This window comes from Streptomyces djakartensis, assembly GCF_014651075.1.
Taxonomy (GTDB): Bacteria; Actinomycetota; Actinomycetes; order Streptomycetales; family Streptomycetaceae; genus Streptomyces; species Streptomyces djakartensis.
The window spans coordinates 264,912-290,946 of the sequence record NZ_BMWE01000011.1 but is presented as its reverse complement, the minus strand read 5'-3'; the positions used below and the strand labels follow the sequence as shown (position 1 = coordinate 290,946).

The 26,035-nt window shown below is 73.1% G+C and carries 20 protein-coding genes, 1 tRNA gene and 1 riboswitch; of the genes, 10 read left to right on the top strand and 11 right to left on the bottom strand.

Going from position 1 to position 26,035, the window contains the following annotated elements; translation table 11 throughout:
• Positions 1-172 precede the first annotated feature (172 nt).
• Positions 173-1,849 carry a sigma-70 family RNA polymerase sigma factor gene (locus IE212_RS21065; protein ID WP_190199418.1) on the top strand — a complete coding sequence of 559 codons (1,677 nt, stop codon included), beginning with the start codon at positions 173-175 and terminating at the stop codon, positions 1,847-1,849.
• On the opposite strand, the gene IE212_RS21060 is transcribed toward IE212_RS21065, so the two are convergent.
• On the bottom strand, positions 1,822-5,106 hold the full coding sequence (locus tag IE212_RS21060) for an AfsR/SARP family transcriptional regulator (protein ID WP_190199417.1): 3,285 nt from the start codon (positions 5,104-5,106) through the stop codon (positions 1,822-1,824). The two genes, IE212_RS21065 and IE212_RS21060, sit on opposite strands and share 28 nt — an antisense overlap.
• A gap of 386 nt (positions 5,107-5,492) precedes the next feature.
• Positions 5,493-7,607, bottom strand: coding sequence for an asparagine synthase-related protein (locus IE212_RS21055; RefSeq protein ID WP_190199416.1), 2,115 nt, complete (start codon positions 7,605-7,607; stop codon positions 5,493-5,495).
• Between the two features lie 753 nt (positions 7,608-8,360).
• Between IE212_RS21055 and IE212_RS21050 the strand changes: the two genes are divergently transcribed.
• The 4 genes from IE212_RS21050 (at position 8,361) to IE212_RS21035 (ending at position 13,715) form a co-directional block, all read left to right on the top strand.
• The gene (locus IE212_RS21050; protein WP_190199415.1) at positions 8,361-9,785 is read left to right on the top strand and encodes an NsdA family TPR-like regulatory protein; all 1,425 of its coding nucleotides are present in this window, start codon (positions 8,361-8,363) and stop codon (positions 9,783-9,785) included.
• A 68-nt stretch (positions 9,786-9,853) separates the two neighbouring features.
• Positions 9,854-11,059: an L-2-hydroxyglutarate dehydrogenase gene (lhgD, locus tag IE212_RS21045; protein ID WP_190199414.1), complete on the top strand. Its 1,206-nt coding sequence runs from the start codon at positions 9,854-9,856 to the stop codon at positions 11,057-11,059.
• A gap of 321 nt (positions 11,060-11,380) precedes the next feature.
• On the top strand, positions 11,381-12,211 hold the full coding sequence (trmB, locus tag IE212_RS21040; protein ID WP_190199413.1) for a tRNA (guanosine(46)-N7)-methyltransferase TrmB: 831 nt from the start codon (positions 11,381-11,383) through the stop codon (positions 12,209-12,211).
• A 58-nt stretch (positions 12,212-12,269) separates the two neighbouring features.
• Positions 12,270-13,715 (top strand): PrsW family intramembrane metalloprotease, encoded by a 1,446-nt coding sequence (locus IE212_RS21035; RefSeq protein WP_190199412.1) that lies wholly within the window; start codon positions 12,270-12,272, stop codon positions 13,713-13,715.
• A 37-nt stretch (positions 13,716-13,752) separates the two neighbouring features.
• Here the strand turns inward: IE212_RS21035 and IE212_RS21030 are convergent, their stop codons facing one another.
• From IE212_RS21030 to IE212_RS21015, 4 genes are all read right to left on the bottom strand, one after another.
• A complete protein-coding gene (locus IE212_RS21030; protein ID WP_190199411.1) occupies positions 13,753-14,697 on the bottom strand; it encodes an aldo/keto reductase in 945 nt (314 codons plus the stop codon).
• 145 nt (positions 14,698-14,842) lie between these two features.
• Entirely contained in the window at positions 14,843-15,871 is a 1,029-nt protein-coding gene (locus tag IE212_RS21025) for a M23 family metallopeptidase (protein WP_190199410.1), read from the bottom strand.
• Positions 15,872-15,882: 11 nt separating this feature from the next.
• Positions 15,883-16,039, bottom strand: a riboswitch (cyclic di-AMP (ydaO/yuaA leader).
• Between the two features lie 289 nt (positions 16,040-16,328).
• Positions 16,329-16,402 (bottom strand) — tRNA-Met (locus IE212_RS21020).
• Between the two features lie 55 nt (positions 16,403-16,457).
• Complete coding sequence (locus IE212_RS21015; RefSeq protein WP_190199409.1) at positions 16,458-17,588, bottom strand: dihydrofolate reductase family protein; 1,131 nt, start codon at positions 17,586-17,588, stop codon at positions 16,458-16,460.
• A gap of 78 nt (positions 17,589-17,666) precedes the next feature.
• Here IE212_RS21015 and IE212_RS21010 point away from each other — a divergent pair, with 78 nt between their 5' ends.
• From IE212_RS21010 to IE212_RS21000, 3 genes are all read left to right on the top strand, one after another.
• The gene (locus IE212_RS21010; RefSeq protein ID WP_190199408.1) at positions 17,667-18,182 is read left to right on the top strand and encodes a MarR family winged helix-turn-helix transcriptional regulator; all 516 of its coding nucleotides are present in this window, start codon (positions 17,667-17,669) and stop codon (positions 18,180-18,182) included.
• A gap of 138 nt (positions 18,183-18,320) precedes the next feature.
• A complete protein-coding gene (locus IE212_RS21005) occupies positions 18,321-18,962 on the top strand; it encodes a GTP cyclohydrolase II (RefSeq protein WP_190199407.1) in 642 nt (213 codons plus the stop codon).
• A 100-nt stretch (positions 18,963-19,062) separates the two neighbouring features.
• Positions 19,063-19,605: a MarR family winged helix-turn-helix transcriptional regulator gene (locus tag IE212_RS21000; RefSeq protein ID WP_229864486.1), complete on the top strand. Its 543-nt coding sequence runs from the start codon at positions 19,063-19,065 to the stop codon at positions 19,603-19,605.
• Positions 19,606-19,700: 95 nt separating this feature from the next.
• Here IE212_RS21000 and IE212_RS20995 read toward each other — a convergent pair whose 3' ends face one another.
• The 5 genes from IE212_RS20995 to IE212_RS20975 form a co-directional block, all read right to left on the bottom strand.
• Positions 19,701-20,762 carry an ATP-binding SpoIIE family protein phosphatase gene (locus IE212_RS20995; protein WP_190199406.1) on the bottom strand — a complete coding sequence of 354 codons (1,062 nt, stop codon included), beginning with the start codon at positions 20,760-20,762 and terminating at the stop codon, positions 19,701-19,703.
• Positions 20,762-21,205, bottom strand: coding sequence for an anti-sigma regulatory factor (locus IE212_RS20990; RefSeq protein ID WP_190199405.1), 444 nt, complete (start codon positions 21,203-21,205; stop codon positions 20,762-20,764). The genes IE212_RS20995 and IE212_RS20990 overlap by 1 nt, the downstream gene beginning before the upstream one ends.
• Positions 21,205-21,603, bottom strand: coding sequence for an STAS domain-containing protein (locus IE212_RS20985; protein WP_190199442.1), 399 nt, complete (start codon positions 21,601-21,603; stop codon positions 21,205-21,207). The genes IE212_RS20990 and IE212_RS20985 overlap by 1 nt, the downstream gene beginning before the upstream one ends.
• Before the next feature lie 41 nt (positions 21,604-21,644).
• Positions 21,645-22,544: an STAS domain-containing protein gene (locus IE212_RS20980; protein WP_373301413.1), complete on the bottom strand. Its 900-nt coding sequence runs from the start codon at positions 22,542-22,544 to the stop codon at positions 21,645-21,647.
• 112 nt (positions 22,545-22,656) lie between these two features.
• On the bottom strand, positions 22,657-23,850 hold the full coding sequence (locus IE212_RS20975; RefSeq protein ID WP_190199441.1) for a PP2C family protein-serine/threonine phosphatase: 1,194 nt from the start codon (positions 23,848-23,850) through the stop codon (positions 22,657-22,659).
• A 203-nt stretch (positions 23,851-24,053) separates the two neighbouring features.
• Between IE212_RS20975 and IE212_RS20970 the strand changes: the two genes are divergently transcribed.
• Together IE212_RS20970 and IE212_RS20965 are read left to right on the top strand one after the other, a co-directional pair.
• Complete coding sequence (locus IE212_RS20970) at positions 24,054-24,548, top strand: MarR family transcriptional regulator (RefSeq protein WP_190199403.1); 495 nt, start codon at positions 24,054-24,056, stop codon at positions 24,546-24,548.
• 321 nt (positions 24,549-24,869) lie between these two features.
• Positions 24,870-25,706, top strand: a complete 837-nt coding sequence (locus IE212_RS20965) for an RNA polymerase sigma factor SigF (RefSeq protein ID WP_190199440.1) — start codon at positions 24,870-24,872, stop codon at positions 25,704-25,706.
• The last annotated feature ends 329 nt before the right edge of the window (positions 25,707-26,035 follow it).

The following is a 26,035-nucleotide window of genomic DNA, read 5'->3' as shown; positions in this document are numbered from 1 at the left end:
CCGGGCTCAGTGCCGCTGGGCGTTCACCTGATGAGTGACAGGTAGCACTGGCGTGCGGTGAACCGCCCTCGGATGGGTGATGGTCCGAATTCCGGGGGCCCGGCCAGAAGTCCATATGCCACCCTGACCTGGTGGTCTGGACGTGTTGGGCGGCGGGCGGGGGCGTTCCGCGATGAGCGTTGACGGGCGGGACGAGTCGAGCGGTGACGGCGACGACCCGGCCGGCGGCCCGGTCCTGCCGCAGGTGCCGAGCCAGGGCGGACGCGCGGGCGCCCCGTCCCGCGGCCACCCCGCCGACGCCACGGTTCCGCCGCAGCGTGACCGGCGTGAGGACGGCGTGCCGCCACCGCACGAGCCGCCACCGTCCGACGCCGGGCTCATCGAGCGGATGCGCTCCGGCGACGACACGGCGTACGAGGAGCTGTACCGGCGTCACGCCCAGGCCGTGCGCCGGTACGCCCGGACCTGCTGCCGCGACGCCCACACCGCGGACGACCTGACCGCCGAGGTCTTCGCCCGCATGCTCCAGGCGGTGCGCGGCGGCTCCGGCCCCGAGCACGCCGTACGCGCGTACCTGCTCACCTCGGTACGCCGCGTCGCCGCCTCCTGGACCAGGTCGGCTCGGCGGGAGCAACTCGTCGACGACTTCGCGGTGTTCGCCGCCGAGTCGGCACGCGCCTCGGGCCTGCCCGGAGACGACCCACGCGGACTCGGCGCGGACGTCCGGGCGATGCACGAGGCCGAGCGGTCCATGGCGATGCGGGCCTTCCGCTCGCTGCCGGAGCGGTGGCAGGCGGTGCTGTGGCACACCGAGGTCGAGGACGAGTCGCCCAGCGAGGTCGCCACGCTCTTCGGGCTGGACGCCAACGGCACACGTGTCCTCGCCAGCCGGGCCCGCGAGGGCCTCAGGCAGGCCTACCTGCAAGCCCACGTCAGCGCCACGCTCACAGCTGACCAGGAGTGCGCACGCTACGCCGACCAGCTCGGCACCTACGCCCGTGGCCGGCTGCGCACCCGTGCCGAGCGAGGGCTGCGCAAGCACCTGGAAGCGTGCGCGAAGTGCCGGCTGGCCGCGCTGCAGATCGAGGAAGTCGCCGGCGGCATTCCCGCCGTGGTGCCGGTCGCGGTCATCGGCTGGTTCGGTGCCGCCGGGTACGCCAAGGCGGCCGGGCTCGTCGCCGGAGGCGCGGGAGCGGGGACGGCCGGTGCCGCGGGTGCGCTCGCTGCGGGTGGCGGCTCGTCCGGCGGGGCGGGGAGCGGTGGTGGTGCCACCCTCTCCGAAGGGGCCGGCGCGCCGGTGAAGGCCGGTATCGCGGCCGGTGCGGTCGCCGTAGGTGTGGTCGCCGTGGTCGTGATGGCGCTGACCGGCAACGACGAGCCGAAGCAGGAGGCGAAGGCTCCCCCCGCCCCGTCGTCGCCGGCGGTCCGGACCGGCGAGCCCACACCCTCCCCGTCGCAGCGGGAGTCCGGGCCGCCCCGGCCACCGGCGATCGTGCCCGCGCGCGCCGAAACGCCCGCGCCGGCACCGAGGACCGGCTCGACGCCGAAGACCGGCTCGACGCCCCCACGCCCCGCTGCCCCGGCACCGGCTCCCACCCCGCCGCCCACGCCCCCCGGGCCGACTCCACCGGCCCCCACATCCGCTCCCCCTCCCACCCCCGCCCCCTCTCCCCCGCGCACGCCGAACCCGGAACCACCCCCGCCCGCCTCCTTCGTCACCATCGAGCTGAACCGCTCATGCTCCGGACACGAGGCGCTCGTCCGCGTGGACGACAGCGCCGTACGCCTCGCGGTGGAACCGCGCGGCGGCCTCGTCTGCGGTCAGCGGACCGGCGGCTCAGCGGCGTAGGCGCTCCGTGCCTCGTCCAGCTCGCGCAGCGCGTCCTCAGCGGTGAGCGCAGCCCCCCGGGCGCGCTCCGACCGGCACCGGACGCTGCCCAGGGCGGCTTCGGCGGCGGCCACGGTCCGTTCGGCCTGGGCACGTTCCGGCATCGGCCGCGGACGGCCGGCCCGCCAGTGGTCCCCGGCGCCGAGCAGCCGCATCGCGCGGGGAAGGTCGCCGAGGTCGGCGACCAGGGACGCGGCACCGTCCACGACCGCGGCCCGGGTCAGGTCGGAGCACCGCTTCTCCACGGCGTCGCGCAGGGCGCGGGTCAGCATGGCCAGGGCCGGCTCCGGGCCGGACTCGCTCGCCGTGATCGCCGCGTCGACCAGATCCAGCATCACCATGAACTGGGGCGGTGGTGTGCCGCGCGTCGTCTCCGCGCGTGCCGCCTCGCACAGCTCACGGGCCCGCCCGAGGTGACCCTCTTCCCACGTCATCAGGGCCCGCAGCAGCAGGACGAACGCCTTGGAGTCCGTCACTGCGTACCGGTCGGCGGCGGCGCTCGCCTCGTCCAGCGCCGCCCGGGCGGCCGGGCGGTCTCCCGCGCGGTAGGCGATCTCGCCGAGCCGGGCGATGAGGAAGGGCGACTCGGCGTACGCGCCCACCTCGTAGGCCAGCCGCAGGGATTCCTCGTACTCCCTCTTGGCCTCCTCGAACCGGCCGCGTGCCATGGCCGTCTCGCCGGCCGCGCCGCACACCTGTGCCCGTAGCCAGCGGTCCCCGGAGCGGCGGCTGAGCAGGCGCAGCTCCGCGAGGTCCTCATCGACGCCGTCCAGGTCGCCGGGGGTGTCGACGACCATGTGCGTACGGAACATCACGGCGACCGCGGTCTCCCAGTCCCCGCCGTGGGAACGGCAGTTGGCGACGACGGAGTCCATCACGTCCCGGACCTCCCCCGGCCAGCCCACGAAGGGGGAGACCATCGGCCAGACGAGCCCCGGCACCCGGGCCGCCTGGGGGCCGCCCTTCTCGTAGTACGCCCGCACGCGCGTCACATACCGCCGCCGTGCCTGAGCGAACGCGTCCACGGGCGAGGCCTCGGTCATGAAGAACAGATGCAGCATGCGCAGATCCATCCGCAGGGCATGCAGCGGGTGCCCCGCCTCCCCGTCCGGCGCGGCGAGGAAGTGCTCGACGGGATCGGGCAGGCCCGGCTCACCGGGGGAGGGAACCCGGCCCAGTACATCGGTTCCCGCCCCCAGGCGCAGGATCCGGTCGAGCCACTCCATGCCCTCATGCCGGTAGTTGCGCAGCCACCAGAACCAGCCCAGCGCCAGGGCGAGGGCACCGGCCTCCCGTTCGTCCCCGGCGGTGAGGGTCCGGTCGAGGGCTGCGCGGATGTTGTCCAGTTCGGTCTCCAGGCGGGAGATCCAGGGCAGTTGCCCGGCCGAGCGCAGCAGCGGGTCGGCCCGCTCCACCAGGGCGCCCACCCACGTGCGGTGCCGGCGCTCGGCCGCGGCACGCAGCCCTGGAACACCGGCGGCGCGTTCCACGGCGTACTCGTGGATGGTCTCCAGCATCCGGTACCGCATGCCGCCGGTGCCGTCCCTCTCACAAGGGGCCGCCACGACGAGGGACTTGTCCACGAGCGCCCCGAGCAGTTCGGCGGCGGGCCCCGTGCACACCGCCTCCGCCGCCGCCAGGTCCCAGCCGCCCGCGAACACGGACACCTCGCACAGCACCGTCCGCTCGGCCTCGTCGAGCAGGTCCCAGGACCAGTCGACGACGGCGCGCAGGGTCTGCTGGCGCGGCAGGACCGTACGGCTCCCGGAGGTGAGGAGGCGGAAGCGGTCGTCGAGGCGGTCGGCGATCTGCCGGGGTGTGAGCAGCCGGAGCCGGGCCGCCGCCAGTTCGATGGCGAGCGGCAGCCCGTCCAGCCGGCGGCAGATCTCCGCCACCGCCCGTTCGTCGTGGAGCACGGCGTCCGCGCCGGGACGGACGGCGGCGGCGCGCTCCGCGAACAGGCGGCGGGCCTGGTCCGGTCGCAGGGGCTCGACGGGGCGCACCACCTCACCCGGCACCCCCAGGGGCTCACGGCTGGTGGCGAGGATCGTGAGACCCGGGCAGCGGGTCAGCAGGGTCTCGGCGAGGTGGGCGGCGGCACCGATGACATGCTCGCAGTTGTCCAGGATCAGGAGCTGGCTGCGCGGGGCGCAGTACTCCACCAGCAGATCGACGGGGTCGTCCAGTACGGCTGTGAGCTCGCTGGTCATCAGCACGGTCTCGCGCAGACCGAGCGCGCTGACCACGGCGCCCGGCACCGCCTCCGGCCGGTCCAGCGGGGCGAGTTCGGCCAGCCAGGCCTGCGGGAGCCCGGCGGCGGCCTCCTCGGCGAGGCGGGTCTTCCCGGAGCCGCCCGGTCCGGTGAGGGTGACGAGACGGGCCCGGTGCAGGTCGGAACGGATGGCGTGGATCTCGGGTTCCCGGCCGACGAACGAGGTCAGGCGGCGGCGGAGGTTGCCGGTGCGCTCGGGCCGCCCGGGCGGAGGTCTGTCGTTGTCCGGCGCCGAGCGCAGCAGGTCGGCGTGGAGGGCGCGCAGCTGAGGGCCGGGGTCGGTGCCGAGGCCTTCCGCGAGGGCGCGGCGGGCGGTGTCGTAGGCGGCGAGGGCATCGGCCTCGCGGCCGGTGTCACGCAGGGCGCGGACGAGGAGGGCGTGCAGCGGTTCGTCGTACGGGTGGACGGCGGTCAGTTCCCGCAGTTCCGGTACGACGTCCCGGGCACGGCCGAGCCGTAGGCGGGCCTCGGCTCTGGCCCGGGCCGCTTCGAGGCGGATCGCCTCCGGGCGGGTGGCGGCCGCGCGGTCGGGGAGGTCGGCGAGGGCGGGGCCGCGCCAGAGGGCGAGGGCGGCGTCGAGGTGGCCTTCCGCTCGGGCGGGGTCGCCTTCGGCGAGCGCGTCGGTGCCCTGCCGGACGAGCCGTTCGAAGACGAAGAGGTCGATGTCGTCCGGGGTGGCCGCGAGGCGGTAGCCGCCGGTTTCGGAGGACACGGCGTCCTTGCCGAGGGCTCGGCGGAGTCGGCCGACCAGGGCCTGGAGGGCGGCGGGGGCGTCATGGGGCGGGTCGTCCGTCCACACCTCGTCGATCAGGGTCTGGGGTGTGGTGACACGGGAGGGGCGCAGGGCGAGGGCGGTGAGGAGGGCGCGGAGGCGGGGGCCGGCGAGGGCTATGGCCTTGCCGTGCTCGTCGTGTGCCTCGGTGATGCCCAGGATTTTGTACCGCACGGGGTCATTGTGGCCGGGGTGGGGGCGAGGGCTGGGGGGTTTTCGCGGCGGGGCGTTGGTGCGGGGTGTGTTTGCGGGTGCTCGGCGTCGGTGCGGGGTGTGTTCGCAGGTGCTCGGCGTGGGTGCTGGGGGCGGGGCGTTGCGCAACTCGGCGAGACGAGGTGCCGCTGCGCCCACCCGTGCCGCCCCAGCGGCACGACTGCCCGCAGCTGGGACGGCCACGACGCACCCGCAGCCGCGTACGTACGGGAGGGGACGTGTCGGGGGGTGTCCGCCCGCAGCGGTTGGCGCGTCGACGGACAGTCACTCGTCATCCGACTCCATCGCGCCGTTCCGAGGACGGACACCCCCCGACACGTCCCCGACCCACCCACCCCGCACAGGCGTCACGCGCGCCGCGCCCCGGCCCCCGCCCCCAGCGCCCCCCGCTGCGGGGCGATTCCCGCCGGTACCGCGCGTTGCCGGGCCGGTGTTCCCGTCCAGCAGGTGCCGCGCCGGGACAGCAGGCGGCGGAGCCACAGTTCCAGGGAGACCAGGTCCGCGAGGCCGTCCAGGGGGAGGGGCTCGCCGGCTGCCGCGCCGCGCAGGGCCTTGCGGACCACCCGGGCCTCCACCAGACCGGCCTCCGCCAGCAGCGGCGTGTCGAACAAAGCGACCAGGGAGTCCGCGGCCACCCTCAGCCCCGTACGGGCCGCGGCCGCCGCCGTCTCCTGGGTGGGAGCGCCCCACCCGGGCGGCAGCTCCCGTACCCCGGCCCCCTCCAGCACCGTACGCAGGATCGCCGCCCTCGCCCCCGGCCGTACCCGCAACGCCTCGGGCAACGCCCGGGCCGCGCGCACGACCTGGTTGTCGAGGAAGGGCGCGTGCAGCCGCTGGAAGCGGACCTCCGCGGCCTGCTCCAGCACCCGCAGATCCGCGGCGTACCGCGCCAGCGCCGCACGCGCGCGGAAGTCACCCGGACGCTGCCCCGGCCCCACCAGCTCCGACCGGTGCGTGGACGCCTGGAGACGAACCGATACTTCGGCGAGCGCCTCACCGGTCAGCCAGTGCGCCGCCGGCCCGGGTCTGCCCCAGGTCAGCGCGGCGAGGGAGGCCTCCACCGGGTTGCCGGGCGCGCCGAGTCCGTCGTCGACCCGGTGGTCCAGCAGACGCGAGGCCAGGGACTCGACCCCGGCCCGGTACGGCGTACGGGAGAGCCGCCTCGCCGCCGCGTACACGCGCGCGGGGACGAGCACGGAGCCGTCCGCCTTGGCCAGCGCGGCGACGGGCCGCACCAGGTGGCGCCGCTTGCGGTCCATCAGCAGGTCGGCCAGCCGGGCGGGATGCGCGTCCAGGACCTGCCGGGCACCGTAGCCGGTGAAGTGGTCCGCGCTGCCGGCCGCCAGCCGGGCCCGGTGCCGGGACGCCGCCACCAGGGACGCGCCGGGCTCGTCCGTCAGCGGACCGTCCAGGTCGGCGTACGGAAGGGTCTCCTCCCCGCCGGCCACGACGACGTGGTGCAGTCGCGGGTTGGCGGCCAGCGCACCCGCCCGCTCCAGCTCGGCCTCCCGCCCCCGGGCGGTGAGGTCGTTGAACGTGACCGCCAGCAGCCGCTCCCCCGCGCCCGTGCCGTGGCCGAGCACCGTGCCCGGCATCCCGGGCAGGCCCGCGGCGAGCAGCGCCAGCGTCCCCGAGGCCGGCCCGCCGGACAGGTCCGCCCCGATTCCGGGCACCGGCATCCCGCGCGCGGCGCGCCGCTCCGCGGGCCCCATGCCCGGCACGGGGCCGGGGTCGATGTCCGCCCCCGGGACGTGCCGCGGCGCGGACAGCCGTGTCCGTACGGCCTCCACCAGCGCGTCGCGCACGGCGTCGACCGCGCTGTCGGGATCGGCCGCGGGTGCGGCGACCGCCAGCGAGGCGACGGGCTCGTACCCGGCGATCTCACGTGCCCCGGCGCGCAGAATGAGGGCGTGCCCCGGAGGAACACGCTTCACGCCGTCGTAGGGCGTGGAGTCGTGGAGCGCGGCGGGCACGTCGGGGGCGGCCAGCAGTGCGGCGAGGTGCCCGAAGTCGAGGTTGGCCTCGATGAGGTCGGCCAGCGGCAGCGCGGCCGTCGCGTACGCCGTACCGCCGGCCCAGGGCGTGTGGAACACCGGCCGCGCGCCCGCGAGGTCGCCGCAGACGGTGACCCTCCGGCCGACCTGCACGATCGCGGTGTAGCTGCCCGGCCAGGCGGTCAGGTGCCGAAGTGCCCCGCCGCGCGCGGCGAACAGGGCGACGCGCAACTGCTCGTCGGTGGCGCCGCAGATGCCGAGGACGGCGATACGGGTGCGGTCGTCGGCCTTCACGACCCGGATCTCGTCGGGGCGCCAGTCGCCGACCGCCCACAGTGGGTCCGGGTCCCCCCACAGGAGTTGGGATCCCACCGGGTGCACGGTCTCGCCGTCGGGCCCGGTGGCCCCCGCCGCACCGGCGGCGACGGCTCCCGCGGCGGTGCTGCTCCATCCCACCAACCACCGCATCGCCGCCTCCACAGGCTGTGGACAACCAGTGCACCGTACGAACCGGTTCACCATGCTGCCATGAAGGAAGCGTTCCAGAGGGTGCCCGCGCCGCTTGCGCTCCGCTGAATGCGCCCCGGCGGAGCCACCCACACCGTCCCGAACAACCCCGAACAACCGAACGCCACAAGAAGATACGGACGACGGAGGCGGAAGGAAGAAGGAAGAGAAGGGAGAAGAGGGGAGACTCAGCACGATTGCGACGCGAATGCGCCCCCGATACACGCCCCAATTACGCCCGGTGCGCCACCAAGTGCCATGGTCGCAGCCCTGAAACCCTCACCCCGCAGGGTCTATTTTCAGCCAAATCGGCGCGTCGCAGACAGTATCGAACACTCTCCGTGCAGACACCGCGCACCATCGCGCGATCGCGCGGCCCGGGAGACGGAGCACGCCTCCCGGACCCCTCCGCCGCCCGCGGGGATGAAGGCGGCGGTGTCCCCCAGCCCACTGGACCCAGTACAGCGGGCCGACCCACGCGTGGACCATGGAAGCGCTCCCGTGATGGCTGGAGAAGAGCGCACACACAGGCGCACGGCCACACAGTGGGAGCACGCCGCAACTGCCCGTATACGACCCGTACTTCCGTACGGACCACAATCCCGCCAACCGGAACAATGCCCCTTAACGCTTGGGATGCGGCGAACTACGCTGGGTTTACGAATGCCGCACGGTTATGCCAGCGCGGCAGCCGTCTGTGTCGAGGGGTGGCGCATGTCCAGGGAGCAACGCGGGCCGAACGAAAAGCTCGGCGCCGTTCTCGCCCTCGCGGGAATCTCCAACGCGGGCCTCGCGCGGCGCGTCAACGATCTTGGCGCCCAGCGTGGCCTGACGCTTCGTTACGACAAGACGTCGGTGGCGCGCTGGGTGTCGAAGGGCATGGTGCCCCAGGGCGCGGCGCCGCATCTCATCGCCGCCGCCATCGGCCAGAAGCTCGGCCGCCCGGTGCCGCTCCACGAGATCGGCCTGGCGGACGCGGACCCGGCGCCCGAAGTCGGTCTCGCCTTCCCGCGGGACGTCGGACAGGCGGTGAGGTCCGCGACGGAGCTGTACCGCCTCGACCTCGCCGGCCGCCGCGCCGGATCCGGCGGCATCTGGCAGTCGCTCGCCGGATCGTTCGCAGTGAGCGCTTATGCAACGCCCGCCTCACGATGGCTGATAACCCCGGCCGACAGTTCGGTCGCACGGGACGTGGGTCCGGCCGAGGACTCCGGCGCACCGCTCAAAGTCGGCCACAGCGATGTGCAGAAGCTGCGGGAGGCCGCCGAGGACGCGCGGCGCTGGGACTCCAAGTACGGCGGCGGCGACTGGCGTTCGTCGATGGTCCCCGAGTGCTTGAGGGTGGAGGCGGCCCCTCTGCTGCTCGGCTCCTACTCCGACGAGGTGGGCCGTGCCCTCTTCGGCGCCTCCGCCGAACTCACCCGCCTCGCCGGCTGGATGGCCTTCGACACGGGCCAGCAGGAGGCGGCCCAGCGCTACTACATCCAGGCCCTGCGGCTTGCCCGGGCGGCGGCGGACGTCCCCCTCGGGGGCTACGTCCTGGCCTCCATGTCCCTCCAGGCCACCTACCGGGGCTTCGGCGACGAGGGTGTGGACCTCGCCCAGGCCGCCCTGGAACGCAACCGCGGACTGGCCACGGCCCGCACCATGAGCTTCTTCCGCCTCGTCGAGGCCCGCGCGCACGCACGCGCGAACGACGCCCAGGCGGCCGGCGGCGCCCTGAAGGCGGCCGAGAGCTGGCTGGAGCGGGCCCGACCCGGTGACAACGACCCGAGCTGGCTCGGCTTCTACTCCTACGACCGTTTCGCCGCGGACGCCGCCGAGTGCTACCGCGACCTCAAGGCGCCCCGCCAGGTCCGCCGCTTCACCGAGCAAGCCCTGTCGAAGCCGACGGAGGAGTTCGTCCGCTCGCACGGACTGCGTCTGGTCGTCTCGGCGGTTGCCGAACTGGAGTCGGGGAACCTCGACGCGGCCTGTGAGCAGGGGGTGCGGGCGGTGGAGGTCGCCGGGCGCATCTCGTCGGCCCGGACCACGGAGTACGTGAAGGATCTCCTGCACCGGCTCGAACCGTACGGTGACGAGCCGCGGGTGGTGGAGCTCCGGGAGCGCGCGCGGCCTCTGCTGATGGCGCCCGCGTGAGCGACTGCGATCCCCCTCTCGGCGTTTGAACGCTCTGTCAGTGGTGCAGTGCACTATCGGTAGCGGAGGTGGTGCTCGTGCGGGCCGCGTACGACTGTGACGTGCTGGTGATCGGCGGGGGGATCGTCGGTCTGTCCACGGCGTACGCCATCACACGCGCCGCACCGGGCACACGTGTCACCGTCCTGGAGAAGGAGCCCGGCCCGGCCCGGCACCAGACCGGCCGCAACAGCGGTGTCATCCACAGCGGCATCTACTACCGTCCCGGCTCCCTCAAGGCGCGCTACGCGGTGCGGGGAGCCGCCGAGATGGTCAAGTTCTGCGCCGAGTACGGCATCCCGCACGCCGTCACCGGAAAGCTGATCGTCGCGACCGACCGCTCGGAACTGCCCCGCCTGCACGCCCTCGTCCAGCGCGGCCGGGAGAACGGCATCCCGGTGCGGGAACTGGGCGCGTCGCAGATCACGGAGTACGAACCGGAGGTGCGGGGGCTCGCCGCGATACACGTCGGCACGACCGGGATCTGCGACTTCGTCGCGGTCGCGCGACAGCTGGCCCACGGCTCGGGGGCGGAGATCCGGTACGGCACGCGGGTCGTCCGCGTCGCCCGCCGGCCCGACCGGGGTGTCGCCGTGCTCACGGCCTCCGGGGACATCGTCCGCGGCCGGGTCCTGGTGAACTGCGCCGGCCTCCACTCCGACGAGGTCGCGCGGCTGACCGGCGACGACCCGGAGGTCCGGATCGTGCCGTTCCGCGGCGAGTACTACGAACTCGCCCGGCCGGACCTCGTGCGGGGACTGGTGTATCCCGTGCCCGACCCCGCGTTCCCGTTCCTCGGGGTGCATCTCACCCGCGGAATCGACGGAGGCGTCCACATCGGCCCCAACGCGGTGCCGGCGCTGGCCCGCGAGGGGTACGGCTGGGGCACGGTCCGCCTGCGCGAGCTGGGGGCGACGCTGACCTGGCCGGGGTCCTGGCGGATAGCCCGCCGGCACTGGCGGTACGGGGCCGGGGAAATGCGGCGGTCGCTGTCCAAGAGGGCGTTCACGGAGGCGGTGCGCCGGTTGCTGCCCGGGGTGTCCGAGAGTGACCTGGTGCCGACGGCGGCGGGGGTGCGGGCGCAGGCGGTGCTGCGGGACGGGACGCTGGTGGACGACTTCCTGATCCGGGAGGGGGCGTGTGCGGTGCATGTGCTGAACGCGCCGTCTCCTGCGGCTACGGCGTCTTTGCCGATCGGGCGGGAGGTGGGGCGTCGGGTGCTGGCAGCGCTGTGACTGTCAGGGCCGGTTGTCAGGTGCCCGGTGTTGTCGCTGGGGCGGGGGCGTTGCGCAGCCCGGCGTTGCGGGGTGCCGCTGCGCCCACCCGTGCCGCCCCCAGCGGCACGACTGCCCGCAGCTGGGGCGGCCACGACGCACCCGCAGCCGCGTACGCACGGAAGGGGACGTGTCGGGGGGTGTCCGCCCGCAGCGGTTGGCGCGTCAACGGACCAGTGAGTCGTCATCCGACTCCATCGCGCCGTTCCGAGGACGGACACCCCCCGGCGCGGCCCCGACCCACCCACCCAGCGCAGGCCACCCCGTAAAATCAGGGGCACTGTGTCTGACTCCGCCAACACCCCCGAAACCGCACCCCTCACCCCCGGTGACTCCATCCGGCGCACCCGGGCCAAGGGAGAGCCGCGCTTTCCCGACGGGCCGAAGGCCGATCCCGCCGGGTCTCACTTCGAGCGGCGGATCCGCAGCTTCCAGCCTCGGCGGAGCCGGGTCACCGCGGGTCAGGCCGACGCGTTGCAGCGCCTGTGGCCCAAGTGGGGCCTCGACATCGACGGCCGCCACACCCTCGACCTCCCCGAGCTGTTCGGCAACGACAACCCCGTCGTCCTGGAGATCGGCTTCGGCATGGGCGAAGCCACCGCCCAGATGGCCGCCGCCGACCCCGGCACCAACATCCTCGCCGTCGACGTCCACACCCCCGGCCAGGGCAACCTGCTCAATCTCGCCGACCGCAACGGCCTGTCCAACATCCGGGTCGGCAACGGCGACGCGATCATCCTGCTCCGCGAGATGCTCACCCCCGACTCCCTCGACGGACTCCGCGTCTACTTCCCGGACCCCTGGCCCAAGAAGCGGCACCACAAGCGCAGGCTCATCCAGCCAGACTTCCTGAGCCTCGCCGCCACCCGCATCAAGCCCGGCGGGATCGTGCACTGCGCCACCGACTGGGAACCGTACGCCGAGCAGATGCTCGAGGTTCTCACGGCTCATCCCGACTTCGAGAACACGCAGGCGGACGGCGGTTTCGCGCCGCGTCCCGACTTCCGTCCACTGACCCGTTTCGAGGGGCAGGGACTGGACAAGGGACATGTCGTGAACGACCTCCTCTTCCGTCGCGTACAGCACGTGGACCAGCCCCTCGCCGGCGCCTGACCGCACCCGTACCGCTTCCGACTGCGGACAGCGCCCACCCGTCGTTAGGGTCAATGCCGTGGCCACCTGCCCCCCACACCCGCCGTGCCCCGGCGGCCCCGCCGCCGGCGCACCGGCCGCCGGCCCCCTGCGGCACGCCCACTGGTGGCAGCGCGCCTGGGTGCGCTACTGCGCGCTGATCACGCTTCTCGCGATCTCCGGCCTGGTCATCCTCGCCCTGGTCCGCGAGGAGACCGGCACGGAGGGGTTCCTGGTCGGGCTCGGGCTGGCCACGCTGCCGGTGCCCCTGCTCACAGCCGCGTTCCGCTGGCTGGACCGGGTCGAACCGGGCCCGTGGCGGAACCTGCTGTTCTGCTTCGCCTGGGGCGCCTGCGCGGCCGCGCTGATAGCCATCGTCGCCAACAGTTTCGCGACCAGATGGATAGCGACCGCGACCGCGGACCCGTCCAGCGCGGACACCCTCGGCGCGACCGTGATAGCGCCGGTGGTGGAGGAGACGGCCAAGGCGGCTGCCGTCCTGCTGGTCTTCCTCTTCCGGCGCCGCGACTTCACCGGCATCGTCGACGGTGTCGTCTTGGCCGGCATCACCGCCACCGGCTTCGCGTTCACGGAGAACATCCTCTACCTGGGCACGGCCTTCGGCACCGACCAGCTCACCGGCGACACCGGCATCGCCTCCGTCACGGCGGCGACCTTCTTCGTGCGGATCATCATGTCGCCGTTCGCGCACCCGCTCTTCACGGTCCTCACCGGCATCGGCTTCGGGATCTCCGCGCTCGCCTCGGAACGCCAGCACACCCGCCGCGTCGCCTTCCCGCTCGGCGGGCTGCTGCTCGCGATGGGCATGCACGCGATGTGGAACGGCTCGTCCTCGCTCGGCGAGTACGGGTTCTTCGCGGTGTACGCGGCGTTCATGGTGCCCATCTTCGGGCTGCTGACGTGGCTGGTCGTCTGGACCCGGCAGCGCGAGCTGCGGACCGTACGGGAGGAACTGCCCGCGTACGCCGTGGCCGGCTGGCTGGCCCCGGCGGAGCCGTACGCGCTCGGCTCGATGCGGGCCCGGCGGATCGCCCGCCAGTACGCCCGCCGTCACGCGGGAAAGGCGGCGGCGCGGGCGGTGGCTCAGTACGAGGGGTACGCGACGTCCCTGGCGTTCCTGCGCCACCGCGGCCGCCGAGGCCGCGCCGGTGCCGGCTTCACCGCCCGGGAACGGGAACTCCTCCAGGAACTGTGGCGGCGCAGGGAGGCGGCCCGCCCCGCGCTGGACCACGCGGCACGGACGACGGCCCCGCCCGTCCCTGTGTCGGCACCACCCTGGCCGGTGTACGGGGCGTACGGGTACGGGTACGGCCATCATCCGACCCCGCACCCCGTATACGAGCCGCACGCCGCCCACAACGCGTCCCCCACACACAGCCCACAGCCCACCTACGGCCCGTCCCCCGCATACACCCCGTCGCCCACGTACAACCCGTCCCCCGCGTACAACCCGTACCGCTCCTAGCCGGAGGCACCCCCGGCCTGCCCCGGGCGGGCATGCGTCAGGCCGAGGCCTCCGTGAGCCGCCGAACCTCCGCCTCGGTCAGTGTCAGTTCCCCGACCCCCAGCAGCGCGGGCAGCTGTTCCACGGTCCGCGCGGAAGCGATCGGCGCGGTCACCGTCGGCTGGGCCGCGAGCCAGGCCAGGGCGACCGTGGCCGGCGGAACGTCATGGGCCCCGGCGATCTCGTCCAGCGCGTCGAGCACGCGGCGCCCCCGCTCGGTCTCCAGGTGCTTGGCCGCACCCCCGGCACGTGCGCTCTCGACGGCCGTACCGGGCCGGTACTTGCCCGTGAGGAAGCCGGACGCCAGCGCGTAGTACGGAACGGCCGCGAGGCCGGCCCGCTCGGCGAGGTCCTGGAGCTCACCCTCGTAGGTGCCGCGGGAGACGAGGTTGTAGTGCGGCTGGAGCGCCACGTACCGGGCGAGGCCCTCGCGGTCGGAGAACTCCAGGGACGCCCGCAGCCGCTCCGCGGAGATGTTGGAGGCGGCGATGTGCCGCACCTTCCCGGCCTTCACGAGGTCGTCGAGCGCGCCGATGATCTCCTCGACGGGCACGTCGGGCTGGTCGAAGTGGGTGTAGTAGAGGTCGATGTGGTCGGTGCGCAGGCGCCGCAGGGAGGCGTCGGCGGCGGCCTTGATGTTGGCGGCGGACAGGCCCCGGAACTCGGGGTGCTGGCTGACCTTCGTGGCGACGATGACGTCGGAGCGGTTGCCGCGCGCCTCGAGCCACTTGCCGAGTATGGTCTCGGACTCGCCGCCCTGGTTGCCGTCGGCCCACGCCGAGTAGACGTCGGCGGTGTCGACGAAGTTGCCGCCGGCGGCGGTGTAGGCGTCGAGCACGGCGAAGGACCGGTCCTCGTCGGCGGTCCAGCCGAAGACGTTGCCGCCGAGGGCGAGCGGGAAGACCTCGAGGTCGGAGGAGCCGAGCTTGCGAAGAGAAGTCATGCTCCACGTCAACGACCGTACGGAAGCGCCCCATTCCGCGGGGGACGCAAAACTCCCGTAAACGCTCCTGCCACAGCGAGACCGGCGGCCCTGACGTCGGGGGGTCGTCGTCAGGGCCGCCGGTTCTTCGACAGGTGGGCGCCGCTTACGGGTTGAGTCCCTTGCCCCGCAGCCACGCCATCGGGTCGATGCCGCCGGAGCCGTCGGTGTGGACCTCGAGGTGCAGGTGCGCCCCGGTCACGTTGCCGGTGGCGCCCACGCGGCCGATGACGTCACCCGTGCTGACCTTCTGGCCGACGCTGACGCCGATGGACGACTGGTGCGCGTACCAGATCTCCGTGCCGTCATCGAGGGTGAGGACGGTCTTGTAGCCGTACGACCCGTTCCAGCCGGCCTCGGTGATGGTGCCGCTGTGCACCGCCTTGATGGGGGTGCCCGTGGGCGCGGCGAAGTCCAGGCCCGTGTGGTAGCCGGAGGACCAGTAGGCGCCGGCCTGGCCGAAGCTGGAGGTGATGGTGTACGAGGAGGTCGGCAGCGTGTACTGCTTGGCGAGGGCGGCGAGCCGCTCGGCCTCGGCCTTCTTCCGGGCCTCCTCCTCGGCCTTCCGCTTGGCCTCGGCGGCCTTGGCCTTGGCTTCCGCCTCCGCCTTGGCGGCGGCTTCCTCGGCGGCCTTCTCCGCGGCGGCCGCGGCTTCCTCGGCCGCCTTGGTCTCGATCTGTTCCTGCTGGTACTCGGCCTGGGCGATGATCCGGGCGCGCAGTGCCTCACCGGCGCCGGAAGAGCCCTTCTCGGTCTCGGCGGACGCCGCGGCGAGGTCGCTGAGCGGAGTGGCTGAGCCTTCGGGGGTGTCGTCGTCCGAGATGAGGGAACCCACGGAGGGAAGGTCCGACACGGAGATCGACACCGGCGGCTTGCCGGTCTGGGCGCTGGCCATACCGCCCGCGCCCACGGCGGCTATGACGCCGACGCCCAGGACGGTGGAGCTGCGGGCGAGACCTCCGCCGCGCTGCTTGGTGACGCGATGCCGGCCACGGACGGGACGAATGGACTCCGCGCTGGGGTTCCATTCCTGGAACGGGCCCTCGTCGGTGCGGTGACCGCCGTAGCCGAAGGTCTCGGTGTCGCGCTGGGTCAGCGCGGACGGGGCCGCGGGGGCAGGCCGGTTGGACGCCACGTGGGCGTACTCCTTTCCTTCCTTCTCGCCTACCGGGTTAGCTGACGGGTTCGGAGCAGGAAGGTCTCCTACGCGCGTATAACTACCGTGCTTCCACGGCGGCATACGCCCGATTCACCCCAAGTGGTGGTTCCCCGGTTCCCTTTCGGGATTCGGCGCGTGCGCACGGAGCCGCCTTCTGTGACGGCTGGGACGACCGCGCTGCGTTATCGAACGTTAATAGACGCGCGGTGGGTATTCCAGCGATTCCGCTTGATCATTAACCTTTTTCCTGCGGACTTACCTGCTGCGACCGGCTCAAATCGGGCGAGTTGACCACTCCGCAAGCGATTCAATGTTTATGACGGTGCGTCAGTAGCGGCGCGGAGCGGTGCGGTTCGCTCACTGCCTGTGATGACGGAGGCCCGTAACGAACCGAGGGCCGGAACCCTTTCGGATTCCGGCCCTCGGCCTTCAGTAGCGGGGACAGGATTTGAACCTGCGACCTCTGGGTTATGAGCCCAGCGAGCTACCGAGCTGCTCCACCCCGCGTCGTTGTGACACCAGTGTACGTCATCCGCGGGACGGCTCGCACACACCCACTGGTTCAGGTCAGCAGGTGCCGGTTCGGGGCCTTGGCTGCGTCCTCGTGCTCGGGGAGAACGACGACCTGCGCTCCCCCGCCCGCCAGGACGCCACTGCCGTCGGCGGCGGCCACGAAGGTGTCCGGCTCACGCCAGGCCGTGACGACCCGCCGTACGCCCGCGTCGAGGATCAGCCGGGCGCAGGGTGCGGGGCGGGAGGCCCGGCGGGCGCAGGGCTCCAGGCTGCTGTAGACCGTCGCGCCCGGGAGCCTCGGGTCGGCCGGGTCGGTCTTGGCGAGGGCCGCCTCCTCGGCATGCGCGACCGGGTCGCCGGCCTCGCGGGAGTGAGCGCGGGCCAGTTCCGTGCCGTCGGCCGCGACCACCACCGCGCCGACGCTGAACGCCGTGTCCGAGGGCGGGCACCGGTCGGCCAGTTCGCAGGCGAGGGCGAGCCAGTGGTGGTCGGCGGCGGTGGGGAGCGGGCCGGCGCCCGGAGCGGTCGGCTCGTACCGCATGAGGACCACGTCCTCGATCCGGCGGGTCTCCAGCAGCCGGAGCCGGCCGGACTGGTAGCCGCCGGGCCCGAAGAGGCGGGGTGCGTCGGGGGTGCCCACGAAGAGCGGGGCGAGGACCAGTTGGAGTTCGTCGGCGAGGCCCTGGGTGAGCAGTTGGGTGTGGATCAGGCCGCCGCCCTCGACCATGAGGCGCCGCACGCCCCGGACGTCGTGCAGGTGGGTGAGGAGCCGGCGCCAGTCGAGGTCGGGGCCGAGGGGGACGACGTCGGCGGCGAGGCCGAGGGCACGGGCGCGTCCGGCGCCCTCGTCGGTGGTGTAGAGGACCTTCTCGCCGCCGGTGTGCCAGAACTGGGCCGCCGGGTCGAGGTCGCCGGAGCCGCTGACGGTGACCTTCAGCGGGTACTCCGGTTTGCCGGCGGCCGTGCGGGCGGCGCGCCGCTCGTCCGAGTTGACCAGCAGCCGCGGGTTGTCGGCACGGATGGTCCCGGCGCCGACCAGGATCGCGTCGACGGACGCCCGGACCTCGTCGACCCGGTCGAAGTCGGCCGGGCCGGACAGGAGCAGGCGTTCGGGGCCGGTGTCGTCCAGGTAGCCGTCGAGGGAGACGGCGGCGGACAGCAGGACGTACGGGTGGGGCATCGACGCTCCCGGCTCGGTGGAACGGCTGACTAACGGGACAGGCTTGGTTCAAGTTTGAAACAAACCTACACTGGTGGCATGACGACTCGCTGGCTCACCCCCGAGGAGCAACGCGCCTGGCGCGCGTACGTCGCCGCCTCGCTGCTCCTGGAGGACGCGATCGACCGGCAGCTCCAGCAGGACGCCGGCATGCCGCATCTGTACTACTCCATCCTGTCCGTGCTGTCGGAGTCCCCGGAACGCCGGCTGCGGATGACCGACCTCGCCGAGCGGCTGAAGATCACGCGCAGCCGGCTGACGTACGCGGTGACGCGGCTGGAGAAGGACGGCCTGCTGCGGCGCGAGGCCTGCCGGTACGACAAACGGGGCAGCATCGCGGCCCTGACCGACGACGGGTTCGCCGTACTGGATCGCGCCGCGCCCGGGCACGTCGAGACCGTGCGGAGCCTGCTGTTCGACCGGCTCAGCGAGGAGCAGGTGGGACAGCTCGAGGAGATCTCCGCGGCGATCGCGCAGGGGCTCCAGGAGGACGGGGCGCGGCCCGCTTCGGACGACGTTCCGTGGCGGCGGAGGTCGTCGCCGGCCTGTTCGTGACCCGCGCCACAGGGCGCCGCACTCTCATTGCTTCAAATTTAAAGCAAGGGTAGTGTTCCGGTCCGTGGATCTGCTTCAAATCTGAAGCAGATCAGTACGGCTGTGCAGCCGAACAGGAACGGAACCCGGAGGCCCCGCATGCCCGACACCCGCGCCGTCATCGCCACCCCGCGCTCCCGCGTCCGGGTCCCGCTGCGCTTCCACGACGGCTACCAGGCCGACGCCGAACTCGTCACCTTCCACGGCCTGGCCGACGGCCTGGAGCACGTGGCCGTCGTCCTGGGCGAACCCGGTCCGGTCCCGCTGGTGCGGCTGCACTCCGAGTGCCTGACCGGGGACGTGTTCGGTTCGGCCCGCTGCGACTGCGGTCCGCAGCTGCGCGAGGCGGTCGAGCGCATAGCGGACCGCGGTGGCGTGCTCCTCTACCTCCGCCAGGAGGGCCGGGGCATCGGTCTCTACAACAAGCTCGACGCGTACGCCCTGCAGGACGAGGGCCTCGACACGTACGAGGCGAACGCCGCCCTGGGGCTGCCGGAGGACGCCCGCGACTACACGGCGGCCGCCCAGATGCTCCGGGCCCTCGGCATCGGCGAGCTGGACCTGCTGTCCAACAACCCGGACAAGGCCGGCCAGTTGCGCGACCTGGGAGTCGACGTCCGGGACCGGGTCCCCACGGGCGTCTTCACCACCGCGCACAACGTCCGCTACCTCCGCGCGAAGGTCCTCCAGACGCAGCACACGCTTCCGCTGGCCGCCCTGACGGAGCTCAGCGTCGGCTGAGCGCCCCGGTCCCGGCCGGGGCGGCGAACGAGCCTGCTTGCCTTTCGGCTCATCGGGTAGAGCCTTTGAAAGAGGGCGACCTCCGCAGTACCCGGAGCTTATGGAAAGTGACCGTTTCGTGACCGAACTCGGCGGCCCCGGTGACCACCGGGCGAGGGGAACGGGCGATGGCCCGGAGGCCGTCGCGTCACAGATCGCCACTGCCGTGGAGAGCCTGACGACCCTGTGGTCGGTCGCCGCCCAGGGCGCTTCGCTGCGGCTGTCCCTGCACCAACTGCGGGCACTTCGGATACTGGAGGCCGCGCCCGGGCTGAACCTCACGACCCTGGCCGACCGGCTGGACATCGGCCTCCCCACGGCCAGCCGCCTCTGCGACCGCCTGGCGGCGGCCGGGCTGCTGGCGCGCGCCCCGCACCCGGACACCCGCCGCGAGGTCCAGCTGTGGCTCACCCAGCACGGACAGCACGTCCTGGGCGACATCGCCGGCCGCCGGTCCGAGGCCCTGGCCACGGCACTGGCGGCGATGGCTCCGGCGGAACGGGCGGCGTTGCGCACGGGCCTGCGGGGGTTCCTCGCGGCGTGGGACGCGAGGCTTTCCCGCAACGACGGTACGAGCAGGAACGACCGGTCCGACGGGCAGTGACGGCCGGCACGGCTCACGGACGGATGCAGCCCCGAGCGCGTCGGCAGGCAAGGCGGCTCCCGGCAGGCCCGGCGGTTTCCAGACCCCCTCGCCCGTCAGCCCCTCGGGCCGTCACGGCGCACGGCGCCGGTCAGTACCGCCACACACGTGTCGTCCCCCACCGCGCGAGCCGCGCTGCCCGCGTCCCTGAGGACCACCGCGGCCACCACCGCCGGGTCGCAGCCGAGGAGCACGGTGTCGTCGGGAGGCGTCCAGCGGCCGGGCAGCCCGTCGCTGTGCAGGACGAGCAGGCAGTCGTCCTGCCACGGCTCCCGCTGCACGGACACGGACGCAGGCACCTGGGCGCCCACGATGCCGGGCTGGGACAGCAGCGGCCTCCACCTGCCGCCGGTGCGCAGCCGGCCGCTGACGTTGCCGATCCCGGCGAAGTGCAACCGCCCGGCCGCCAGGTCGAGTTGGGCCACCGCGACAGCCGCTCCCCGAGTGGGCCGCAGGACCCGGCCCAGGCGCCGCAGGATCTCGTCGGGCGGCATGCCCGCCAGGCCGCGCAGCGCGTCCACCGCGGCGCCGGAGGCCTCGGCCGCCTTGGCCCCGTGACCGAGCCCGTCGGCGAGCAGGAGGGTCGGCCGGTCGCCCTCGCCCACCAGGCTCCAGGCGTCGCCGGAGTGCTGGGCGCGGCCGAGGGGGACGTTGACGCCGCCCGCGCGCGGCCCCCGCACGGGCGTCCCCGTCCGGCCTGCGGCGGGTTCGTGGTCGATGCGGGCCACGGCCACGGTGCCCCGGCCGGGCGCGCTGTGCAGGTCGAAGTCGTTCGCTATGCGCCGGCACGTGCCGAGCCCGGCCCCCAGGGAGGCCGCGGTGGTGTAGCCGTCACGCATCGCCGCCGCGACGTCCGGAATGCCGGGGCCGTGGTCGAGCGAGACGAGCTGCACCGACCTGCGGCGGCCGTCGGCGTGCCGACGTTCGACCAGGTCGATGAGGACGCGCCCGCTGTCCGCGTGCCGGATCAGGTTGGTCGCCAGCTCCGTCGCCACGAGCGCGGCGGTCGCGGTGCGGTCCGGGCCGAGCCCCGCGCACGCGCTGGCCTCCTCCGCCGCCACCCGGACGTCCCGCACCCGGGTCGAGTCGTCCACCGGCACGTCCCAGACCCTGCTCATCACACCCCCGGGCGCGACGGGGGCACGGTGGTGGCCCACGCGGTGACGGTGACGGTGGTCCCCTCCCCGGGCCGGCTCTCCACCTCGAACTCGTGGACCAGCCGCTTGGCCCCGCTCATGCCGAGACCGAGCCCGCCACCGCTGGTGTAGCCGTCGGTCATCGCCTGGTCCAGGTCCCTGATGCCGGGCCCGTCGTCGACGAAGGACAACCGCAGTCCCAGCGGCTGGCCGGTGTCCAGCGGGGTGAGCACCACATGACCGCCGCCACCGTGGACGAGGGTGTTGCGGGCCAGCTCGCTCGCGGCGGTGACCAGCTTGGTCTGCTGCACCAGGCCGAAACCGAGCTCGGCGGCGGCCTGCCGGACCTGCTGCCGTACCCAGGCCAGGTCGGCGTCCGAGCCGATCGGCAGGGTGGCCGGGACGGCATGGCGCGAGGCCTGCATCACCAACTCCCCCCGCCCTCTGGCTCACCGGCGGCGAGCAGCTCCATCGCGCGTTCGACGTCCAGGGCCGTGAGCAGCCCGGGCAGGTTGAGGCCCAGCTCGACCAGGGTGATCGCCACCGCCGGGCGCATCCCGGCCAGCACCGTGCGGGCGGCCAGCAGTCCCGCTCCGGCGGCGATCTCGGCGAGGACCCGCCCCAGGAAGGAGTCGACGATCTCCACGCCGGAGATGTCGATGACCACGCCGGTCACCCGGGTGTGCGCGATCCGGTCCGTGATGTCGTGCTGGAGCTGTTCGGCCATCCCGTCGTGCAGCTCACCCTGGAGGGTGACCAGCAAGGTGTCGCCCAGTCTGAGCACCGGAACCGTGAAGGCGTGCCCGCCCACGGCCCCGGCCACCGGGTGCCCGAAACCCGCGGGTCCGTTCCCCGCGGCCCCGGTCACCGCGCTCCCGCGTCGGCCGCCGTGACCGGCGAGATGGCCACGCCCTGCCGGCTGAGCGCGTAGGCCAGGGCGTCCGCCAGGCTCGAGCGGGTGAGCACCGTGCCGAGGTCGATGCCCAGGTGGACGATGGTCTGCGCGATGGCGGGCCGGATCCCGGAGACGATGCACTCGGCGCCCATCAGCCGGGCCGCGGCCACCGTCTTCATCAGGTGCTGGGCGACCAGCGAGTCGACCGTGGGCACGCCGGTGATGTCGAGGATGGCGTACCGGGCGCGCTCGGCGACGATCGCGTCCAGCAGGCTCTCCATGACCACCTGGCTGCGGGCGCTGTCCAGGGTGCCGATCAGCGGTACGGCGACGGTGCTCTCCCAGAGCTTGATCACCGGGGTGGCCACCTCGTGCAGCTGCTCGCGCTGCCGGGCGATCAGCTCCTCGCCCGCGCTGACCGTGGTCTCCATCACGACCAGGCGCAGCGTGCCCATGAGCACGGTCAGCGCCACCACGCACCTCTGGGCCTCCGGGGCGTCCGGATCCTCGAACTCGGCGCGCAGCAGCTCCGTCACCGGCTCGCGCAGGGCGGCCACCTCCCTGGCGATCCCGTCCGGGTCGATGCCCGTGCGGGCGCGGGAAGCCGCCATGCGCCCCAACTGGTCGCGCACCGCCTCGAACCCGGAGGCCCGGATGTCCTCCAGCCCTCCCGAGGCCGCCACCGCGGCCAGCGCCGCCGTCACGGACCTGCCGGCCTCCACCGCCTCGTCACGTGCCACGGTGAAGACCGTGCGGAACAGCGCCGAGTCCGCCCACCGCTGGGCGATCTGCTCGCGGCGCCGTTCGAGGAAGGCGCTCACCTGCTGGGCCGCCGGCTCCTGATCCGCGTTCTCTTCCGCCACCGACACCTGCATCGCTCCTTACACGGGCCGAACCGAGGTCGCGCCACGGCGCCTCAACCCGTTACTTGCCGTATGACAAACATTAGTGCCGCCATGCGACACCACAAACAACTCGTCGTCAACGCCCCCTGTCTGCGCCTTCCCCCGGCCAATGCCGGCCACGCCAGTCGAGGCACACCACGAGGGCGTCGTCGTCCGCGACGGTTCTGCCGCGGTGGCCGGTCAGTTCGCGCAGGATCGCCCGGGGCACCTCGGCGGCCGGCAGCAGCCGGGTCGACTGGATCGCCCGGGCCAGGGCGGCCTCGCCGTACGCCTCGCCGCCCGGGGATGCCACGTCGTACACCCCGTCGCTGACGAAGACCAGCCGGTCACCGGGCTCGACCCGGAACTCCTGCGCGACGTAGTCGGTCTCCTCGAACATGCCGAGCGGCAGCTGGGCGTCGAAGGGCATCCGCTCCACCACGCCCCGGCGCAGCCGCAGCAGTTGCGGGGAACCGGCGTCCACCGCGCGGACCCGCCCGGTGGCCAGTTCGATGTCGAGCATCAGCACGGACAGGTAGCAGCGGCCCCGGTAGTGGGCGTACACCGCCTGGTCGGCCAGGGCCGCCTGGTCGGCGAGGGGCAGACCGGCCCGGCGCGCGTTGCGCAGGGCGCTGATCGCCAGGTTCGTCAGCAGCGAGGCCTCTATGCCCTCACCCATGCCGTTGGTGACGTAGAGACTGAGCCGGTCGGCGGTGGCGGACCAGTCGAAGTTGTCACCGAAGATCGCGTACGCCGGTTCCAGCTGCGCGCCGAGCTCGTACTCGGGGCGGGAGCAGGAACGGCCCGGCAGCAGCTGCCACTGCATCTCGGCGGCCAGGGTGAGCCGGTCCCTGCGCCGGGCCTGGAGGTACAGGTCGGTGTCCCGCTCGGCCACCACCACCTCGTGCCCGAGCACCTGGGCGATCTCGGCGAGTTCACCCAGGCAGCCGTCGGCGTGCTCGCCGCCCGGCAGGGTCACCGTCAGCACGCCGAGCCGGTCGCCGCGCACGGTGACCGGCAGCTGCGCGCGTACCAGGTCACCCGCGAGGGACTCCAGGAACGGCTCCTGAGCGCCGAAGGCCCGGCCCGCCGGGCTGTTGTGCACGGACACCGGCTGCAGGGTGTGCGGCAGCACGGACACCGGCTGAAGCACCGTCAGTCCGTAGTCGGCCAGGTAAAGCTCGACGGAGTCCGCCGCGTACTGATCGGTCAGTACACGACGGACCTCGTCCAGCAGTCGGTGGGGCGCCGCCGTGCGCAGGGCGCGCTCGGCGGCGACGAATCTGTTCACGATCGTCGTCACGATGGTCTGAGCACCAATCTCTTCTCGGTCGTCGACGGGTCCACGGGTACGGGGGCTTGGGCGCGGATCCCCGGATACGGGATCGGCCGCGCGTGTCCGGGGGCGCGGTGGGCGGCTGCCGGCACGGTCGGATTCCGCCCCCGCGCCCGTACGCCTAGTACGCTGACGGCCATCCCGGTGCCTGCGAGAGTGTGACTGTGACTTCCCTCCCACCCCGCCCTGAGCCAGCAGAGGTCGCGCGTGTGACCTCGACGGCCGCGGAGTTGCTGGAGGTCCTCTGGGGCCGGGCCTCGACGGCCCCCGCTTCCGCGTCCCAACTGCGCGTACTGCTCATGCTCGAGCACCACGAGGGCATCAACCTGCGCACCCTGGCCGACTGCCTCGCCTCCACCCCGCCCTCGACCAGCAGGCTGTGCGACCGGCTGCAGGCGGCCGGGTTCGTCGAGCGCGAGGTGAGCGCGGTGGACCGCCGCGAGGTGCGCCTGCACCTCAGCGGCCGGGGCCGCGTCTTCCTGGCCGACCTGCGCACCCGCCGGGAGCAGGCGCTGCGCGCGGTGCTCGACCAGATGCCCGCCGCCAAGCGGGTGGCGTTGCTGCAGGGGCTGGAGGCGTTCTGCGACGCGGCGGCGGCCCAGATACACGACGACTCCGACGACGCCCGCACCTCCGGCTCCCGGACTGCCTGAACCGCCCGTCTCGGCACCGGGTTGTACATTCCGGATCCTTCCCCGGGCCCATCTGCCACGGCTACTCTGTTGCTCTCCGACTATGGTTGTCAAACGACAACTGTCCGCTCCCGGCATTTCCCGTGCCTCCCCTCCGTGCCGCTGGTGCGGATACCCCGTCACCGCCCCGACCTGCGCCGACTGTGGTCTACGTCTCTGCCTGCGTCCTGTGGGGCATGAGCCCGGCGAGTGCGGGTAACGGGGCGTGAGGTGGCCTGTCGGGGGATGGGAGCGGGCCGGAACTACGAGGGAGGGCCCGTGACGGCGACAACGCGTATCGGCATGGAGACGGATTCCTGCACCGCGAGCGGCGAGGACCTTCCGCAGATCGCGGAGCCGCAGAAGCTCGCCCCGCAGGACGCGCGCGAGCTGACCGGCCAGTTCCTCGACCGCCTCTCGGTACTGGAGGAGGGCACGCCCGAATACCAGTACGCGCGCAACACGCTCATCGAGATGAACATGTCGCTGGTGCGGTTCGCGGCCCGCCGGTTCCGCGCCAGTGGCCAGGCGATGGAGGACGTCGTCCAGGTCGGAGTCATCGGCCTCATCAAGGCCATCGACCGCTTCGAGGTCTCCCGCGAGGTGCAGTTCACCAGCTTCGCGGTGCCGTACATCGTCGGCGAGATCAAGCGGTTCTTCCGCGACACGTCCTGGGCGGTGCACGTGCCGCGCCGCCTGCAGGAGGCGCGCACCGAACTCGCCAAGGCCACCGAGGAACTCGCCTCCCGCCTCGGCCGCGCACCGAAGGTCGCCGAACTGGCGGCGCTGATGAACCTGTCGGAGGAGGAGGTCGTCGAGGCCCAGGTCGCGGCGAACGGCTACTCGTCCTCCTCCCTGGACGCCACGATCAGCAGCGACTCCGAGGAGAGCGAGGCGACGCTCGCCGCCTTCATCGGCAAGGAGGACCCGGCGCTGGAACTCGTCGAGGACTTCCACGCGCTGGCCCCGCTCGTCGCCGAACTCGACGAACGCCAGCGCCTCATCCTCCACCTCCGCTTCGTGGAGGAACTCACCCAGGCGGAGATCGGCAAGCGCCTCGGCATCTCGCAGATGCACGTGTCCCGGCTGATCTCCCGCACGGTGGCGCGACTCCGGTCGGGGATGCTGGCCACGGGCTAGGGTCTGTCGTTCGGATCACGGCGCAGGGAATCGGCAGCGCGTGCCATGCCCCGCGTCTGCGGCGTGATCCGAATGACAGGTCCCAGGCCTGACAGGGGCCGGGCCACGGGAGGAGACGTCAGAGCTCCAGCTCCAGGGCGGTGGCCGGGCCCCATACCTTTCCGCGGGGCCGGCCGTGCAGAGCCGGCCTCGGAGTCCTCGAGGGCCGACGAACCCGCCGGCGACGACGGGGCTCAGTCGCCCGTCGGCGGTTCGCCGCAAGGAGCTCGGCGCCCGGCCCCCGCACCCGGCGGCGCTGCCTGAAGGACCGGCAAGCGTGCACCCTGGGC

What these genes read in the sequence shown, in the direction of transcription:
- IE212_RS21030 (WP_190199411.1), bottom strand. Translation starts at nt 14,697, where the DNA reads ATGACTTCTCTTCGCAAGCTCGGCTCCTCCGACCTCGAGGTCTTCCCG.
- IE212_RS21050 (WP_190199415.1), top strand. Translation starts at nt 8,361, where the DNA reads ATGTCCAGGGAGCAACGCGGGCCGAACGAAAAGCTCGGCGCCGTTCTC.
- IE212_RS21010 (WP_190199408.1), top strand. Translation starts at nt 17,667, where the DNA reads ATGACGACTCGCTGGCTCACCCCCGAGGAGCAACGCGCCTGGCGCGCG.
- IE212_RS21065 (WP_190199418.1), top strand. Translation starts at nt 173, where the DNA reads ATGAGCGTTGACGGGCGGGACGAGTCGAGCGGTGACGGCGACGACCCG.
- IE212_RS20995 (WP_190199406.1), bottom strand. Translation starts at nt 20,762, where the DNA reads ATGAGCAGGGTCTGGGACGTGCCGGTGGACGACTCGACCCGGGTGCGG.
- IE212_RS21005 (WP_190199407.1), top strand. Translation starts at nt 18,321, where the DNA reads ATGCCCGACACCCGCGCCGTCATCGCCACCCCGCGCTCCCGCGTCCGG.
- IE212_RS21015 (WP_190199409.1), bottom strand. Translation starts at nt 17,588, where the DNA reads ATGCCCCACCCGTACGTCCTGCTGTCCGCCGCCGTCTCCCTCGACGGC.
- IE212_RS20965 (WP_190199440.1), top strand. Translation starts at nt 24,870, where the DNA reads ATGGAGACGGATTCCTGCACCGCGAGCGGCGAGGACCTTCCGCAGATC.
- IE212_RS21000 (WP_229864486.1), top strand. Translation starts at nt 19,063, where the DNA reads ATGGAAAGTGACCGTTTCGTGACCGAACTCGGCGGCCCCGGTGACCAC.
- IE212_RS21055 (WP_190199416.1), bottom strand. Translation starts at nt 7,607, where the DNA reads ATGCGGTGGTTGGTGGGATGGAGCAGCACCGCCGCGGGAGCCGTCGCC.
- IE212_RS20990 (WP_190199405.1), bottom strand. Translation starts at nt 21,205, where the DNA reads ATGCAGGCCTCGCGCCATGCCGTCCCGGCCACCCTGCCGATCGGCTCG.